The organism is Nocardioides sp. JS614, from assembly GCF_000015265.1.
In the GTDB taxonomy this organism is placed as follows: Bacteria; Actinomycetota; Actinomycetes; order Propionibacteriales; family Nocardioidaceae; genus Nocardioides.
Genome location: NC_008699.1, coordinates 2,167,550 through 2,182,352 on the forward strand (window position 1 = coordinate 2,167,550; position 14,803 = coordinate 2,182,352).

General features: G+C 69.6%; 15 protein-coding genes, 1 other RNA gene, 2 pseudogenes and 1 other annotated feature. Of the genes and pseudogenes, 7 read left to right on the plus strand and 11 right to left on the minus strand.

The window, feature by feature from the left end; genetic code table 11:
- Positions 1–8: 8 nt before the first annotated feature.
- Entirely contained in the window at positions 9–1,010 is a 1,002-nt protein-coding gene (locus NOCA_RS11685) for an iron ABC transporter substrate-binding protein (protein ID WP_011755479.1), read from the minus strand.
- A gap of 144 nt (positions 1,011–1,154) precedes the next feature.
- Between NOCA_RS11685 and ctlX the strand changes: the two genes are divergently transcribed.
- Positions 1,155–2,195, plus strand: coding sequence for a citrulline utilization hydrolase CtlX (gene ctlX / locus NOCA_RS11690; protein ID WP_041546489.1), 1,041 nt, complete (start codon positions 1,155–1,157; stop codon positions 2,193–2,195).
- A 42-nt stretch (positions 2,196–2,237) separates the two neighbouring features.
- Here the strand turns inward: ctlX and NOCA_RS27550 are convergent, their stop codons facing one another.
- Positions 2,238–2,639, minus strand: a complete 402-nt coding sequence (locus NOCA_RS27550) for a hypothetical protein (RefSeq protein WP_011755481.1) — start codon at positions 2,637–2,639, stop codon at positions 2,238–2,240.
- A 13-nt stretch (positions 2,640–2,652) separates the two neighbouring features.
- Positions 2,653–3,375: a hypothetical protein gene (locus NOCA_RS11700; protein WP_011755482.1), complete on the minus strand. Its 723-nt coding sequence runs from the start codon at positions 3,373–3,375 to the stop codon at positions 2,653–2,655.
- A gap of 338 nt (positions 3,376–3,713) precedes the next feature.
- On the opposite strand from NOCA_RS11700, the gene NOCA_RS11705 reads away from it, so the two are divergent.
- Both NOCA_RS11705 and NOCA_RS11715 read left to right on the plus strand, forming a co-directional pair.
- A complete protein-coding gene (locus tag NOCA_RS11705) occupies positions 3,714–5,081 on the plus strand; it encodes a DUF222 domain-containing protein (RefSeq protein ID WP_011755483.1) in 1,368 nt (455 codons plus the stop codon).
- A gap of 478 nt (positions 5,082–5,559) precedes the next feature.
- Entirely contained in the window at positions 5,560–5,931 is a 372-nt protein-coding gene (locus NOCA_RS11715; RefSeq protein ID WP_140404227.1) for a hypothetical protein, read from the plus strand.
- A 377-nt stretch (positions 5,932–6,308) separates the two neighbouring features.
- On the opposite strand, the pseudogene NOCA_RS11720 reads toward NOCA_RS11715, so the two are convergent.
- From NOCA_RS11720 to NOCA_RS28265, 3 genes and pseudogenes are all read right to left on the minus strand, one after another.
- Positions 6,309–6,623 (minus strand): annotated as a pseudogene (locus NOCA_RS11720) (transposase); the annotation flags it as partial.
- 4 nt (positions 6,624–6,627) lie between these two features.
- The gene (locus tag NOCA_RS11725; RefSeq protein ID WP_011753564.1) at positions 6,628–8,067 is read right to left on the minus strand and encodes an IS30 family transposase; all 1,440 of its coding nucleotides are present in this window, start codon (positions 8,065–8,067) and stop codon (positions 6,628–6,630) included.
- 47 nt (positions 8,068–8,114) lie between these two features.
- A pseudogene (locus tag NOCA_RS28265) lies at positions 8,115–9,088 on the minus strand (IS3 family transposase); the annotation flags it as partial.
- Positions 8,685–8,819, minus strand: a sequence feature (AL1L pseudoknot). (Overlaps the previous pseudogene by 135 nt.)
- On the opposite strand from NOCA_RS28265, the gene NOCA_RS11740 reads away from it, so the two are divergent.
- On the plus strand, positions 9,087–9,704 hold the full coding sequence (locus tag NOCA_RS11740; RefSeq protein WP_083768137.1) for a class I SAM-dependent methyltransferase: 618 nt from the start codon (positions 9,087–9,089) through the stop codon (positions 9,702–9,704). The pseudogene NOCA_RS28265 and the gene NOCA_RS11740 sit on opposite strands and share 2 nt — an antisense overlap.
- Positions 9,705–9,735: 31 nt before the next feature.
- Here the strand turns inward: NOCA_RS11740 and NOCA_RS11745 are convergent, their stop codons facing one another.
- From NOCA_RS11745 to NOCA_RS11755, 4 genes are all read right to left on the minus strand, one after another.
- The gene (locus NOCA_RS11745; protein ID WP_011755489.1) at positions 9,736–11,121 is read right to left on the minus strand and encodes an NAD-dependent malic enzyme; all 1,386 of its coding nucleotides are present in this window, start codon (positions 11,119–11,121) and stop codon (positions 9,736–9,738) included.
- Between the two features lie 102 nt (positions 11,122–11,223).
- An RNA gene (rnpB, locus tag NOCA_RS26215) (RNase P RNA component class A) lies at positions 11,224–11,612 on the minus strand.
- 8 nt (positions 11,613–11,620) lie between these two features.
- Entirely contained in the window at positions 11,621–12,388 is a 768-nt protein-coding gene (locus NOCA_RS11750) for an isocitrate lyase/PEP mutase family protein (RefSeq protein WP_011755490.1), read from the minus strand.
- Between the two features lie 33 nt (positions 12,389–12,421).
- Complete coding sequence (locus NOCA_RS11755; protein WP_011755491.1) at positions 12,422–12,781, minus strand: hypothetical protein; 360 nt, start codon at positions 12,779–12,781, stop codon at positions 12,422–12,424.
- 131 nt (positions 12,782–12,912) lie between these two features.
- Between NOCA_RS11755 and NOCA_RS11760 the strand changes: the two genes are divergently transcribed.
- Positions 12,913–13,377 carry a tetratricopeptide repeat protein gene (locus tag NOCA_RS11760; protein ID WP_011755492.1) on the plus strand — a complete coding sequence of 155 codons (465 nt, stop codon included), beginning with the start codon at positions 12,913–12,915 and terminating at the stop codon, positions 13,375–13,377.
- 117 nt (positions 13,378–13,494) lie between these two features.
- On the opposite strand, the gene map is transcribed toward NOCA_RS11760, so the two are convergent.
- Complete coding sequence (map, locus tag NOCA_RS11765) at positions 13,495–14,322, minus strand: type I methionyl aminopeptidase (protein ID WP_011755493.1); 828 nt, start codon at positions 14,320–14,322, stop codon at positions 13,495–13,497.
- Between the two features lie 24 nt (positions 14,323–14,346).
- Between map and NOCA_RS11770 the strand changes: the two genes are divergently transcribed.
- Together NOCA_RS11770 and NOCA_RS11775 are read left to right on the plus strand one after the other, a co-directional pair.
- Entirely contained in the window at positions 14,347–14,532 is a 186-nt protein-coding gene (locus NOCA_RS11770) for a hypothetical protein (RefSeq protein WP_041546493.1), read from the plus strand.
- Entirely contained in the window at positions 14,522–14,800 is a 279-nt protein-coding gene (locus NOCA_RS11775; protein ID WP_140404052.1) for a hypothetical protein, read from the plus strand. Before NOCA_RS11770 ends, NOCA_RS11775 begins: the two co-directional genes overlap by 11 nt.
- Positions 14,801–14,803: the final 3 nt, after the last annotated feature.

Sequence of the window (14,803 nt, forward strand, 5' to 3'; positions counted from 1 at the left end):
CAGGTCGCTCAGAGGAACCCGACCTCGGTCATCAGGTCCACCACGGCCTTGCCGTCGAGGTCCGAGACGTTGACCTGGGGCGGATCGAGCTCGGCGAACGGCTTGACCGGTGGGTCGAGCTGGACGTCGGGGTTGAGCGGGTACTCCAGCGCGTAGCTGTCGGCGAGCACCTGCTGGCCGGCGGTGCTGGTCAGGTAGGACACGAACTTCTCCGCGTCCGCCTGGTGGTCGCTGGAGGCGAGGATGCCGGCGCCGGAGACGCTCACGAACGCGCCGGGGTCCTGGTGGCCGAAGAAGTACAGGGCGCTGTGGTCGGAGACGTCGCCCGACTCGGCCTGGTCGCGGTACCAGTAGTAGTGGTAGATGATCCCGACCTCGGACTCGCCGGAGTTGACCGACTCGAGGACGACGTTGTTGCCGTCGTACACGGTGCCGTTGGCCTTGATGCCCTCCAGCCAGGCGCGGGTCTTCTGCTCGCCCTCGAGGTCGAGGACCGCGGCGACGATCGCCTGGAAGTCCGCGCCGGTGGGGGAGAAGGAGATCCGGCCCTTCCACTCGGGGTCGGCGAGGTCGAGGATCGAGTCGGGCAGCTCGTCCGCGGAGACCTGGTCGGTGTTGTAGACGAGCACGGTCGAGCGGGCCACGAAGCCGGTCCACAGCCCGCTGCGTGGCCGGTACATCGCCGGGATCGGGGCGACCGCGTCCTGCGGGAGCTCGGTGAACAGGCCGGCGTTCTCGACCTGCGCCATGGCGGGGGAGTTCTCGGTCAGGAACACGTCGGCGGGCGAGGCCTTGCCCTCGGCGACCAGCTGGGCGGACATCTCCAGGTCCTTGCCGTTGCGCAGCTCGACGTCGATGCCGGTCTCGTCGGTGAAGGCCTTGGCGACGTCGGTCATCAGCTCCTCGTGCTGGGCGTTGTAGATGACCAGGGCGTCGCTGTCGCTGCCGCAGCCGGTGGCGAGCAGCGTGGCTGCGAGGGACAGGGCGAGGAGGGCCGGTACGCGCTTCATGGTTCCTTCAGAAGATTAGGGTTGGCTAACCATACTCAATGGCGTACGGCGGGCCCAACCGCGGTCCGCCCAGAGGACCGGCGCGAACCGGCCAGGGTGGTGCGGCCCACGCGCCGGAGCGGCGATGATCTACATTCGGCGAACGTGAGTGCCCAAGCCCCGTCCGCCGTCATCCTGGTCCGCGCCGAGCGGTTCGTCCCCAACCCCGCGACGGCGGCCGACAACGCCTTCCAGCGCGACATCCCGGCCGGCCAGTCCGAGGATGCGACGTCGAGCAAGGCACTGGCCGAGATGGACGCGCTGGCCCAGGCGCTGCGCGACGTCGGCGTACGCGTGCACGTCTTCCGCGACGAGGACCACACCCGCCCGGACAGCGTGTTCCCGAACAACTGGCTCTCCACCCATGCGGGCGGCTACGTCGCCGTCTACCCGATGTACGCCTCGAACCGGCGCCACGAGCGCCGCGCGGACGTGCTGGAGATGCTGAAGTCGGACTACCGGACCCAGACGATCGTCGACTACTCCGGGCTCGAGCCGGACGGCATCTTCCTCGAGGGCACCGGCGCGATGGTGCTCGACCACGTGTCCCGGGTCGCGTACATGGCGGTCAGCCACCGCGCCGACACCCACGTCCTGGAGCGGTTCTGCAGCGACTTCAACTACGAGCCGATGGCCTTCGAGGCGGTCGACTCCGAGGGCGTGCCGGTCTACCACACCAACGTGCTCGCCTGCGTCGGCACCGACATCGCGATGATCGCGCTGGGGATGATCCCGGACGAGCAGCGCCGCGAGCAGGTCCGCGAGCGGCTCACCGTCAACGGCCGCACGGTGATCGAGCTGACCGAGCAGCAGATCCGCGACTTCGCCGGCAACGCCGTCGAGCTCTGCGGCCGGACGGAGACCGGCAAGCGCCGTTACGTCATGGCGATGTCCGGCCGCGCCCGCCGCAGCCTCCGCCCCGACCAGATCGCGGCGATCGAGGAGTCCTGCGAGATCGTCTCCGTCGACATCCCCACCATCGAGCTCGCCGGCGGCTCGGTGCGCTGCATGATCGCCGGCGTCCACCTCGACCGCCGCCCCAAGCCCGCCGACCCCGAGCTCACCGAGGCCGTCGAGGCGATCAACGAGGAGCACCCCACCACGCCCGACGGGCAGGACGTGGCCGCGGCGGACGTCGAGGGCTGATGCTCGGGGCTTGGTTGCGCGGCGACGCCGGGCCCCGGCACTTCAATCGTTGAGGTCGACCTGTCGTAGAGCGGTCCGAGAAACGGCGAAGAGCGCCGCGCCGGCTCCGGCAGCCTGATCCCAGATCGCCGACCGGTGGCCGATGAAGAGCTCGGCCATCTCGCGGCCCGTCAGGTTGCCCGAGGTCAGGCAGAAAGCCCGCACGCCGTGCTCCAGGAGCGCAGCGCGCTCCGCGGAGCGGTATCGGATCCGCTCATCCTTCATGAGCACAGGCCAAGCGTGCTGACCAGCGAGCCGGAGCCATTCGACGTCGGTGACGTCTTCGTCGGCGGGGATGCCGTAGTGCTCCGCGAGCGTGGCAAGGTCCCAGCCATCGGCCCGGAGCAGATCCGGCACCTGACGTCGGCCCAGGCTTCGGTCGACGAAGAAGTGCAGACCGGTCATCGTGGCCGCTGAGTCAGGCGGTCCTGATCAGGACGGCCAGCACGTCTTCGAGCTCGTCGCGCGGGATGCCGTACTCCTCGGAGACGACGTTGATGTCTCGCTCCGCCTTGAACAGGGAGACCGCGTCCTCGAGGCGGACACCGCCGCGTCGGAACACAGGCTGGCCGAAAGCTCGCCGAACGTCGGCGACGAGCTCTGCCTTCCTGAATCCGGGCAGTGGAACTGCCGTTGCGAACCCGTCGGCGCCGAACTCGATGCGATGCAGGTAGTCCTCGACGACCTCGGCGAACACCCGCTGGTTGTTCCTGACGACCACCAGTTCGCGGACGGCGTCACGCTCGTCTCCGCCGGTCCTCTCGGCGTAGTCGAAAAGCACTTCGGCGCCGTCCGTGTAGAGCTTCTTCGACGCCAGGGCGTGCGTGAGCCCGAACTCCGTGTTCAGCTGCTCGAGAGCTGGCCGGATCCGCTGCAGCGGGACGCCGGACTTGCGGATCGCCGTCAGGGCATAGCCCTCGGCGAGGCCGACGAACGGGATGCTCGCCCCCCGGTGTCCGTTGTTCAGGGCCGTGAGGATGGGAGCGCCCATCACCTCACGACCCCGGACGATGCTGTGGTAGCCGCGTGCCCAGTTGCGGAAGGTCGACTCAGGGAGGCCGAGGAAGCGGGATGCTTCGGCCTGGGTGTAGAGCGGTGCGTTGAACTTGTCGACCGCCGCCTCGGCATCGAGAACCGTCATCGTCGACCCTCCTTTCTGACCTCGCGAACTGACCCCATCATGGCGCACGACGCCGACAACCGCGCCAAGCCGCGACGGTCGTCGACGGCACCACAACGGAGCCTGGCGCCGTCTTCGAGCGTGCTGTCGGTGGAGTGGGGCAAGATTCGGCCCGTGCCCATCGACACCGACGCCTGGAACGAGCTCGTCTACTTCTCGCCGGGGAAGTGTCGAGCAGGTTGCGCAGCAACCGTGTCGAGACCCCGGAACCGTAGGCACGGCCTGATACTGATACGCCCCTGACCTGGGCAAACACTGTGTCGGACCCGCTGTCGGTGGGCTCTGCTTGACTGGTCCTCATGAGCACAGCACGCGAGTTGGCCGACCTGTCGGAGGAGCGGATCCTCGACCTGGCCGGCGCGTGCTCGGAGACCATCCGCGACGCCGAGACCGAGCTGCTCCGGCTGGCGTATCAGTGGGCGATCGTGCACCCGGCGAACCGGCTCGACCCGGTCGAGGCCGACCAGCCTGGTCGCGAACGCGCTCGCCAGCTCGGCGGTGAGGGCACCCCGCGGGTCGCCGAGTTCGCGGCGGCGGAGTTCGGGGCCCGGATCGGCCGCTCGCCGTATGCGGCGGCGTCTCTGATCGGGGACGCGCTGGACTTGGAGCACCGGTTCCCGCGCCTGTGGGCGCGGGTCGAGGCCGGTGAGGTGCGCGCCTCCTATGCCCGCTACGTCACCACCAAGACCCGGACCCTCACCGCCGAGCAGGCGGCCTACGTCGATGCTCGCGTCTTCGAGTCCGCGGACGGGCGGCTGCCCTGGTCCCGGTTCGAGGAGCTGGTGGCCGGCACGGTCGCCCAGGCCGCCCCCGAGGCGGCCCGGGAGAAGGAGGAGCGCGCCGCCAAGGCGAGGTTCGCCAAGAAGGTCCGCCGCACCGTCGCCGACGAGACCCACGGGATGGCCTCGTTCCTGGTGCACGCCGACCTGCCCACCATCGAGGCCATCGACGACTACGTCACCCAACGAGCCAAGCAGCTCGCCGACACCCTGCCCGACGCCCCCCACCTGGCCACCGAGGATGACCGGCGGGTGCACGCGTTCCTGCTGCTGGTCTCCGGCGCGCCGGCCGACACCGACCTGGCGGATCTGTTGCCGCAGGTGTGCCTGTACGTGCACACCTACGCCGACCCCGGCGCCGACCGCACCCAGAGTTCCGAGGGGATCGTCCGGGTCGAGGGCCATGGTCCGGTCACCCAGGAGTGGGTCCGCCGGTTCCTCGGCCCGCACGCCCGGTTCACGATCCGTCCGGTCCTCGACCTCGCCGGCCAAGCCCCGGTGGATTCCTGGGAGATCCCCGACCGACATAGGCGGGCCGTGCATCTGATGACGCCGGCCGACACCTTCCCCTTCGCCTCCTGCACCTCACCGGGCATGCAGGTCGACCACACCATCCCCTATCACCAGGGTGGTGTCAGCGGGGTGGGCAACTACGGGCCGATGACCACCCTGCACCACCGGATCAAGACGCATGGCGCGGGTTGGCAGGTCAAGCAGCCGTTCCCCGGCATCTATATGTGGCGTGACCCCCACGGCGGCTTCTACCTCGTCGACCACACCGGCACCCGCCGACTCCCCGGAACCCGACGCCCCCTGGTCGTCGAGCTCTGGCACCCACCCGCCGGCATCGAGATCGCTCTTGCCGACGACTACACGCCCGCCGCCTAACGGCGGCGCCCTCAGATACTGACCGGTGCCCGGGTGAGAGAGGATCCCGCCCCTGTGAGTCGTTGGCCAGCCTCCGCTGGGGTCGGCCTTGCGGTGGACAGTGTCGACGCACTCGACACGCCGACGTACGTCGTCGAGGTCGACCTGGACGGACCTATCCACTGGTCGGCCGGGGGGAGCGGGGACTCCTCGAGCCTGGTCCCGAGCGATGAGCTGGACCTGTTGGCGACCGACCTGATCAGCACACCCTCCAACGAATGCTCCGACGGGAAGCACAACTTGAGCAGCGGCGTGCCCCGCTGGACAGCGACCCCGACGTGGTACATCGATCTGGGGCGCTTCACATGCGTGGGATGGAGGTTCATTACTGATGTGGGGTAACCGAGTCATCCGATCGACGGCACCGCTGCTGTGCGCCACGACTCTTGCGGGCGCTGCTGTGGTCGGTCACCTCGATCGCTCGTCGGACGCGACCACCGTGACCCGCGGTGAAGCGCCGGCTTTCGAAGGTCACCCGTTCCGCGCCGACGCCGGATGCGTCGACGGGGAGCTGGTGACGGTGCGGATCCGGCCGGTGACCGTACGCGGTGACGACCTGATGCGGGTGTCGTTCGGGATAGGCTCGGCGACTCCCGGGTCGCACTGGACCTTCGGCCTGGAGGCGGAGGGCGGCGGATCGGGTGAGGCCGCCGACGGTGAGTTCACCGTTCGTGCGTACGGCACCGCAACCATCACCCGAGCCGCGCGGGCTGCCCACGTGCGCCAGACCTTCCGTCTGCTCGCGCAGGAGGACGCTGCCGTACCGTCGGCGGGATCGAAATGCGAGCTCCGGACTCGCGTGAGGTACTAGCCGCTCGAACCGGATTGGGCTTGCCAGCAGCGCCGGCCCGACCCACCGTCGCGGCATCAGCGGGTGGCCCCTGCGAAACCATTGGTGAACCGACTTGCTCCGCTGATGTACTGATCTGCCACCGTAGTCAGCCGGGTGACGGAGGTAGTTGTTGTGAGCGGTTACGACGCGCTTGCCGAGGTGTACGAGTGGCTCATCTCGGATGCAAGGCTGGCTCCGGCCGACTTCGCTGCGTCGTTCGATGACGTCCTCCGGCTCCTGCCGTCGAACGCTCACGTCCTCGACTGCTCGTGCGGAACGGGACAGTTGGCGGTTGGCCTCGCCGGTCGTGGCATGCGGGTTGTCGCAACTGAAGCGCCTCAGGTTCTGTGCCGCTCCTATGCGGGTTGCGGCTCTCGGTTGAGAGTCGCGTAGTGGGCCTGCTCGAACTCCACTGGGGTCATCATCCCAAGCGAGCCGTGCAGGCGCCTGTTGTTGTACCAGTCGACCCAGCCGGCGGTGGCGTACTCGACGTCGCCGATGGTCCGGTAGGGGCCGGCGTGGAAGACCGTGGTGCGGATGCACTCGGTCTTGTAGAGCCCGATCACGCACTCCATCAGGGCGTTGTCATAGGCATCGGCAACCGTCCCGATCGAGGGCCGGATGCCTTCCTCGGCGAGGTGTTCGGTGAAGGTGATCGAGGTGTATTGGGCGAGTTCAACTGGTCGATGCAACACCGGGTTGTTGAAGGGAGCGTAGTTGCTCCTCGAAGACCTCAGCGGGTGTCTTCCACCCGAGGACCTTGCGGGGCCGGTTGTTGAGCGCATAGGCGACGGCCTCCAGGTCCTCGGCGGACCAGCGCGACAGGTCGGTGCCCTTGGGGAAGTATTGGCGCAACAGGCCGTTGGTGTTCTCGTTGCTCGGTCGCTGCCACGGCGAGTGCGGGTCGGCGAAGAACACCTTCGTGCCGGTCGCCACCGCGAACAACGCGTGGCCCGAGAGTTCCTTGCCACGGTCCCACGTCAGGGTCTTGCGCAGCTGCTCGGGCAGCTTGGTCATCGACGCGGTCAGCGCGGTGTTCATCGCGACGGCCCCGTAGCCACCGAGTGATGGCCCGTTCTTGACGTACGGCTTCTCACCCCAGCCCTCCAGTCGCGGCAGATGGACCAGGAGCGTTGAGCGACTGCTGCGCTCGACGAGGGTGCCGATCGCAGACCGACCCGTGCCGATGATCAGATCGCCCTCCCAGTGGCCAGGGACGGCCCGGTCGTCTGCCTCAGCGGGGCGCTCGCTGAGAACGACATCGGCGGTCACGTGCCCCTGTGCCTTGTTCCGTGACCGGGCCCGCGGCTCCCGCAGCGCACGCCCGGTGCGCAGACAGGTGACCAGTTCGCGCTTGAGCGCACCGCGGCCCTCGATGAACAGCGACTGGTAGATCGCCTCGTGGCTGATGCGCATGGACTCATCATCGGGGAACTCGACCTTCAGGCGCTGGGCGATCTGCTCCGGGCTCCAAGCCGTCGACCACCGCCTGTCCCGGCGATGCGGCTTGTTCAGGCCCTTCCACGGCGGCGGTGTCGGACCCGGCACGATCGTGCCGTCGGGACGGCGGACGTTGCCGGCGAGCCGATCCTGCACGTACTCACGCAACCGCTCGTTGGTCACGAGCTTCGCGGTCTTGGGACGCTTCGCCGCCTGCTGTGCCTTCCACTGCGCTACGCCAGCGCGGTACTCCTGCTTGCCGCCACGAGTCGCTGCATTGCGACGAAGTTCGCGTGAGACGGTCCCCGGGTCACGCCCGATCGCACGGGCTATCTCGCGCACGCCCTTGTCCTTGGCGCGCAGGATCGCGATCTCCTCGCGTTCCTCGAAGGTCAGGTGGCGGCCGGTGGGCTCGGCCAGCGAGATCGGCGGCATGCCGCCAGCGTGGCGAAACCAGCGAGCACCGACCGGCCACGACACGCCCACGGCCATCGACGCCTCCACCGTCGTGACGCCCGTGGCGATCTGCCGCCAGAACTGTCGCTGCACCACCCGCGACGGGTCCGGTCGCCCGGGCGAGCGCATCGCCGGCCTCAGCGCCCGATCAGCACGCCACTGCCGACGAAGCCCCTCCGGCGCATCGCTGGTCTTCTTGCTCCAGTCCTTCGTCGCCATCCTCGAACACCTCCGAAATCAAGGTGTTGCGACGACCGGTTGATTTCGCCTTGCGATCCGGCGTCGGCGTGGCCGATCAGTTCGCCGGGCACGATCGGGTGGCCCTCGCGGTCGCGTTGCCACAACGCCATTCGCAGCGGGACGTCGACCAACTCGACGGCCTTGGTGGGCGCGACGTTCCAGGCGACGATCTTCTGGGCGAACACGTCGAGGATGAACGCGACGTAGACGAACCCGGCCCAGGTTCTCACGTAGGTGAAGTCCATGACCCAGGTCCTGTTCGGCGCTTCGGCGGTGAAGTCGCGATCCAGCAGGTCACCGGCTCGCTTGCCGTCCTTGGCCGGGATCGTGGTCCGGATCCCCTTCGAACGCCGAACCCCTTGCAGGGACAGGGTTCTCATCGCCCGGTCCACGCTGCCGGGCGATGCCTCGGGCGACGTGCGCTGCACCAGCGCGGTCATCTTCCGACGCCCGTAGAGCCCCTCGGGTGTCATCCGGCGCACCCCTTCGTGGTCGACGGTCCAGGCCAGGTCACGGACCTGGTTGGTGACCTGAGCGTCGGTGATCGTCCGGGCTGCGACAAGGCAGTTGGCTTGTGCCCAGTCGCGGTAGGTCCGCGCGGCGATCTGGCAGCCCTGCTCGCGCAGGACCCGGCAGATCGACTCGACCGCGTGGCCCTCGGCCCGCAGCTCGTCGATGAACGCGACGATCAGCGATTGCGGGGGTCGAGTTCCCCCGCGAAGAAAATTGAGGCCCGGCGGAGGATCTCGTTGTCTTCCTCGAGCCGACGGACCTTGGCTTTGAGCTCCTTGATCTCAGCGAGCTCCTCGCTGGTTGCGCCCTGGCGCTGGCCGCCGTCGATCTGGGCCTGGACGACCCACCGGCGCACGGTCTCCTTCCCGAGGCCTTCGCGGCGTGCGACGGACTCGGCGGCCGCGGTCAGCGACGGGTACTCCGGCAGGTGCTCCAGCACCTGCCGCACGCACCGCTCCTTGACTGCGGGATCGATCTTCTTCGGCATGGTTCGCATCCTTCCAACTCAAAAGGATGCGGCATCAAACCTGGGGCGCTTCACAACTGACGCCAGCGAAGCGATGGTTCGTCGGGCTGCAAAGTTGGCTGAGGAGTTCAGAGCGTCTGTCCAGACAGTGCGGGCGGACTGGCAAGAGCTGCCCGACCATTTCGAGGACGCCACCTTCGACACGGTGTTCTGTGTTGGCAACTCGCTGCACCATGCCGTGGGCGCGAGGGGCAGGGTTGCTGCCCTGGAGTCGATGTCACGGCTTCTGCGCCGTGGCGGGCGCTTGGTACTCACCACCCGCACGTGGGAACTCGTGAGGGCCAGAGGTTCCCGGCTGGACATCACTGATCGACTCGTCCGCCGGAACGGTCGCGATGCCGTCGTGGTCTACCGCTGGGAGATTGCGCCGCATTGGGAGGAGGAGCACCACATCGAGATCGCGGTCGCGCAGGTTGATGGGGCTGGGCCGGTTCTTGTCCGCTCGGAACTGCTGTCGTGCTGGCCCTACCGATACGACGAACTCGAAGTCGAGTTGAGCCGGGTCGGACTCCGGACGGAAATGAGCACGTTCAACCCTGAGGCCGAGAACTACATGGTGGTGGCGAGCAAGGTATAGACAACGGGCTCACAGTGCCTGGCGGGCAGTCTCAGGCCGGCGTGGCGGCCTCGCGCACGGCATCGGCCACCGCGGTTGCGACACGGGGGTCGAAGACCGAGGGCACGATGTAGCTGGCGTTCAGCTCCGACGGCGAGACGGCGTCCGCGATCGCGGAGGCGGCCGCGAGCATGACCTCCTGGGTGATGTCGTGGGTGCCGGCATCGAGCATCCCGCGGAAGAACCCCGGGAAGGCCAACACGTTGTTGATCTGGTTGGGGTAGTCGGAGCGACCGGTCGCGACCACCGCTGCGTGCTGTCCCGCGGCGACCGGGTCGACCTCCGGGTCGGGGTTCGCGAGCGCGAAGACGATCGCATCGTCGGCCATCGTCGCGACGTCGTCGCCGGTGAGCAGGTTCGGCGCCGATACGCCGATGAAGACGTCCGCCCCGACCATCGCCTGCCTGAGCGAGCCGGCGAAGCGGTCGCGGTTGGTGTGGTCGGCGATCCACTGTCGCGCCGAGTCGAGGTTCTCCTGTCCGCCGTGCACCGAGCCGCTCCGGCCACAGGCCACGATGTCGGTCGCGCCCTGGGCGTGCAGCAGCTCGATGATCGCGTGACCGGCCGCTCCCACCCCGCTGACGACGATGCGCACCTCGCTCAGCTGCTTGCCCACGACCCGCAGGGCGTTGGTGAGAGCGGCGAGCACCACGATCGCCGTACCGTGCTGGTCGTCGTGGAACACGGGGATGTCGAGCTCCGCGCGCAGCCGGGCCTCGATCTCGAAGCACCGTGGCGCGGCGATGTCCTCGAGGTTGATGCCGCCGTACACCGGCGCGATCGCCTTCACGATCGCGATGATCTCCTCGGTGTCCTGGGTGTCGAGGCAGACCGGCCACGCGTCGACCCCGGCGAACTGCTTGAAGAGTGCCGCCTTGCCCTCCATCACCGGCAGGGCCGCCGCAGGGCCCAGGTTGCCCAGTCCCAGGACCGCCGAGCCGTCGGTCACCACGGCCACCGTGTTGCGCTTGATGGTGAGTCGGCGAGCGTCCTCCGGGTTCTTCGCGATGGCCAGGCACACCCTCGCCACTCCCGGGGTGTAGGCGCGTGAGAGGTCGTCACGGTGCTTGAGCGGCACCTTCGGCACGACCTCGAGCTTGCCCCCGAGGTGCAGCAGGAAGGTGCGATCGCTGACCTTGCGGACCGTCGCACCGTCCACGCGGTTGAGCGCCTCCGTGATCAGGTCGGCGTGCTCCAGGTCGGAGGCGTCGCAGCTGACGTCGACGACGAGCCGGTCCGCGAGGGACTCGGCCACATCGAGAGCGGTGACCGAGCCCCCGGCCCCGGTCACTGCGGCGACCACGTCTCCGGTGGCCCGTGCGGACGAAGGGACCTCCATCCGGACCGTGATCGAGTAGCCGGGACTGGGAGTTGCCATGGACGCCCCTTTTGTCGGGTAGCTGGAGGTAGGGCCTCAGGACCGACGTGCCGGTCTGGGCTCATACGGGTGCCGGCCGAGCGTAGCGCCGCCCGCTGCGGGCGGATGGGCTGGCCTGTAGGCCGGGTTCTGTCCCCGGCGAGCCGGGGGGCGACCATCCATCTACGGGTGCCGTTGCCGACACCCTCCAGCGGTCTACCCGCGCACTCGGGCGGGCCGCCCTCGAACGTGCGCGCGTCCCGTGCAAGCACGGGACTTCTTGACCTTGCTCCAAGTGGGGTTTGCCGAGCCGGCCGGGTCGCCCCGGTCGCTGGTGGTCTCTTACACCGCCGTTTCACCCTTACCCCTCCTCGCCGGAGCGGGGCGGGGCGGTCTGTTCTCTGTGGCACTGTCCCGCGGGTTGCCCCGGGTGGGTGTTACCCACCACTCTGCCCTGTGGAGCCCGGACCTTCCTCGGGGAGTCTCCTCCACGCGGTCGCCCGGCCAGCCCATCCGCGGCTCAAGGATAGCGGCGGACGCGCTCGTTCGCCTCGGCGTACGACGTCGCCGTCGGCGGCTGCTCCCCGTCGCGGACCGCGGTCGCGGCCCGGACGGCCGCGTCGACGGCGGCGCGATAGGGGAGCGAGCCGGTGCTGACCCGGCGCACGCCCAGCTCGGCGAGGTCGCGCAGGGCCAGGCCGGGGGTGACGAGCAGGTTCAGCGGCGCCGGTACGGCGGCTGCGATCTCGCGGATCGCCGCGGGGTCGGTCAGGCCCGGGACGAAGACGCCGTCGGCCCCGGCCGCGACGTACGCCAGCGCGCGCTCGACCGTGGCGGGGACGGTCGCGTCCTGGTCGAACCAGTAGGTGTCGACCCGGGCGTTGACGAACACGTCCGGGCTGCGCTCCTTGACCGCGGCCAGCTTGGCGGCCTGCCGGGTCGGGTCGACGAGCCGGGCCGCGAGGCTGTCCTCGATGTTCACGCCGGCCACGCCGTACGACCCGAGTTCGGCGACGTACGCCGCCACCTCCTCGGGGTCCTCGGAGTAGCCGTCCTCGATGTCGATCGAGACGTACGCCGGCAGCCGCGCCAGCCGCTCCGCGAGCACCCGGTTGGCGTCGCGGGTGGCGCCGTCGCCGTCCGGATGGCCGGCCGAGGTCGCGACCCCGAAGCTGGTCGTCCCCACCGCGGGGAAGCCGGCCTCGACGAACGCGATCGCGGACGGCACGTCCCACGCGTTCGGCAGCAGCAGGGGCAGCTCGGCGTGGTGCAGGGCCCGGAACGACATGGGCCGAGTCAACCACTGTCAGGGGTGCCGCTGTCAGGGATGCAGGGCGCGGTGCCGCCCGACCACGTGCCGGCGGGCGCCGCCCGGGCTGTGCATCCGGCCCGCGACGTACCGCATCGCGAGCACCACCACGACCGTCGTGAGGACGCTCGCCAGCAGCACCTCGTCGGTCGACAGCCCGTTGACGTTCGGCTGCAGGTCCTCCTCGGTCGCCCAGCCGACCACGCCCTCGCTGGTGAGCAGGCCGGCGGTGAAGCACACGACGGCGTTGATGCCGACCGCCCACAGCCGGCGCGGCCGGCCGTCGCCGACGAGCAGCGCTGCGGCGACGCCGAAGCCGAACGCGATGGCCGCGAGCAGCGCCACCGCCTGAAGTCCCAGATCCCACTGCATGGCAGTGCCTCCCTTCCGGGTCTCTCCTCCCAATCTGGCCGCACGCGCACGGCCGCGGTAGAGGAATAGGGCCCCGCCCGCCGCCGGCCCGGAAGCGGGAATCCGCCGGGTCCGGGGTACGTTGGATCGTCGTGAACGACAGCGACCGTGAGACCGATCCCGAGACCCAGGAGCTGCAGGCGCCGCCCGTCGTCTTCCCGGGCCAGGCCGGCCCGGAGTCGGCGTACCGCACCGCCTTCGACCTGCTCGCCCGGCGGGCGCCGCGGGAGGCGCTCGAGGTCATCGAGCCGGCGCTGGCCGAGGAGCCCGACAACACCGGGCTGCGCACGCTGCGCGCCTGGGCCTTCCTGATGCGCGCCCAGCTGCAGCGTGCCGAGGACGAGCTGAACCGCCTGGTCGAGGAGAACCCCGCCGACGACTGGACGCGGCACGCCCTCGGGCGGTGCCTGGAGCGGCAGAGCCGGTACGCCGAGGCGCTCCCGCACCTGCGCCTGGCCGCGACCATGAGCGGCGACCCCGAGCACGACCTCGCCGTGCTGCGGGTGGAGCGGCGGCTCGCCGAGACCGGCGAGACGTCGTACGACAAGCTGGTCTGACCGCCGCAGCCGGCCGACGGCTCGACTGTTCGGCCAATACTGGAACTTCTGGCCCGAAGTTTCGGCCCAACAGTTCCGGTTTCCCCGGTTCACCGGGGAAACCGCCCCGGCCGTCCCTCAGGGCAGCGTCAGCACCTCGGCGCCGGTGGGGGTGACCAGCAGGGTGTGCTCGAACTGGGCGCTGCGGCGCCGGTCGCGGGTGAGCACCGTCCAGCCGTCCTCGGCGAGGTCCCACTCGTGGGTGCCCAGGTTGAGCATCGGCTCGATGGTGAACGTCATGCCCACCTCGATCACGGTGTCGTACGCCGGGTCGTCGTAGTGCGGCACCACGAGCCCGCTGTGGAACGAGCTGCCGATGCCGTGGCCGGTGAACTCGCGGACCACGCCGTACCCGAAGCGTGCCGCGTAGGACTCGATCACCCGGCCGATCACGTTGATCCGCCGGCCCGGCCGGACCGCCTTGATGCCGCGGTCCAACGCCTCGCGGGTGCGCTCGACCAGCAGCCGCGACTCCTCGTCGACGTCCCCGGCGAGGAACGTGGCGTTGGTGTCGCCGTGCACGCCGTCGAGGTAGGCGGTGACGTCGATGTTGACGATGTCGCCGTCCTCGACCATCCGGTCGTCGGGGATGCCGTGGCAGACGACCTCGTTGACGCTGGCGCACAGCGACTTGGGGAACCCGCGGTAGCCCAGCGTCGAGGGGTAGGCGCCGTGGTCGCACAGGAACTCGTGGCCGACCCGGTCCAGCTCGTCGGTGGTCACCCCAGGCGCGACGTGCGACCCGACCAGGTCGCGGGCCCGGGCGGCCAGCCGGCCGGCGGCCCGCATCCGCTCCACGGTCTCCGCGTCCTTGACCTCGGCGCCGCTGAACGGCGTGGGCGCGTCCTTGCCGACGTACTCCGGTCGGGGGATCGAGGCGGGCACCGAGCGCAGCGGGGGAGTCACCCGACGAGTGTAGTTTTCTACGGCATGAGCGAGTTCTGGTACTGCGTGCGGCACCACCGCGTCGAGGACGAGTCGGACCTGTGCCCGCCGATCGACCGCCTCGGCCCCTACCCCACCCGCGCCGAGGCCGAGCGTGCGCTCGAGACCGCCGAGGAGCGCAACGAGGAGTGGGACAACGACCCCGCCTGGAACGACGACGTTGACGAGTAGGCCCCGCGGTCGCGCCGACGTCTCCCCGTGGCCGTTCGTCGGCATGGCGGGGATGGCCTGCGCGTTCTTCCTGTACGCCGCGAGCGGGCTGCTCGCCCCCTGGTGGGCGGTGGTCGGGCTGCTGGTGGTCTGGGTGCTGCTGCTCGTCGTCGCGCTGGCCTGGTGGTCGCTGCACCCGCGCTGGGTGCCCGGGCTGGCGGTGGCCGCGGTGGTGTTCTGGTTCGCGGTGGTCACCGCGGGCGGGACGTTCCTGGACTGGAACGCCTGACGA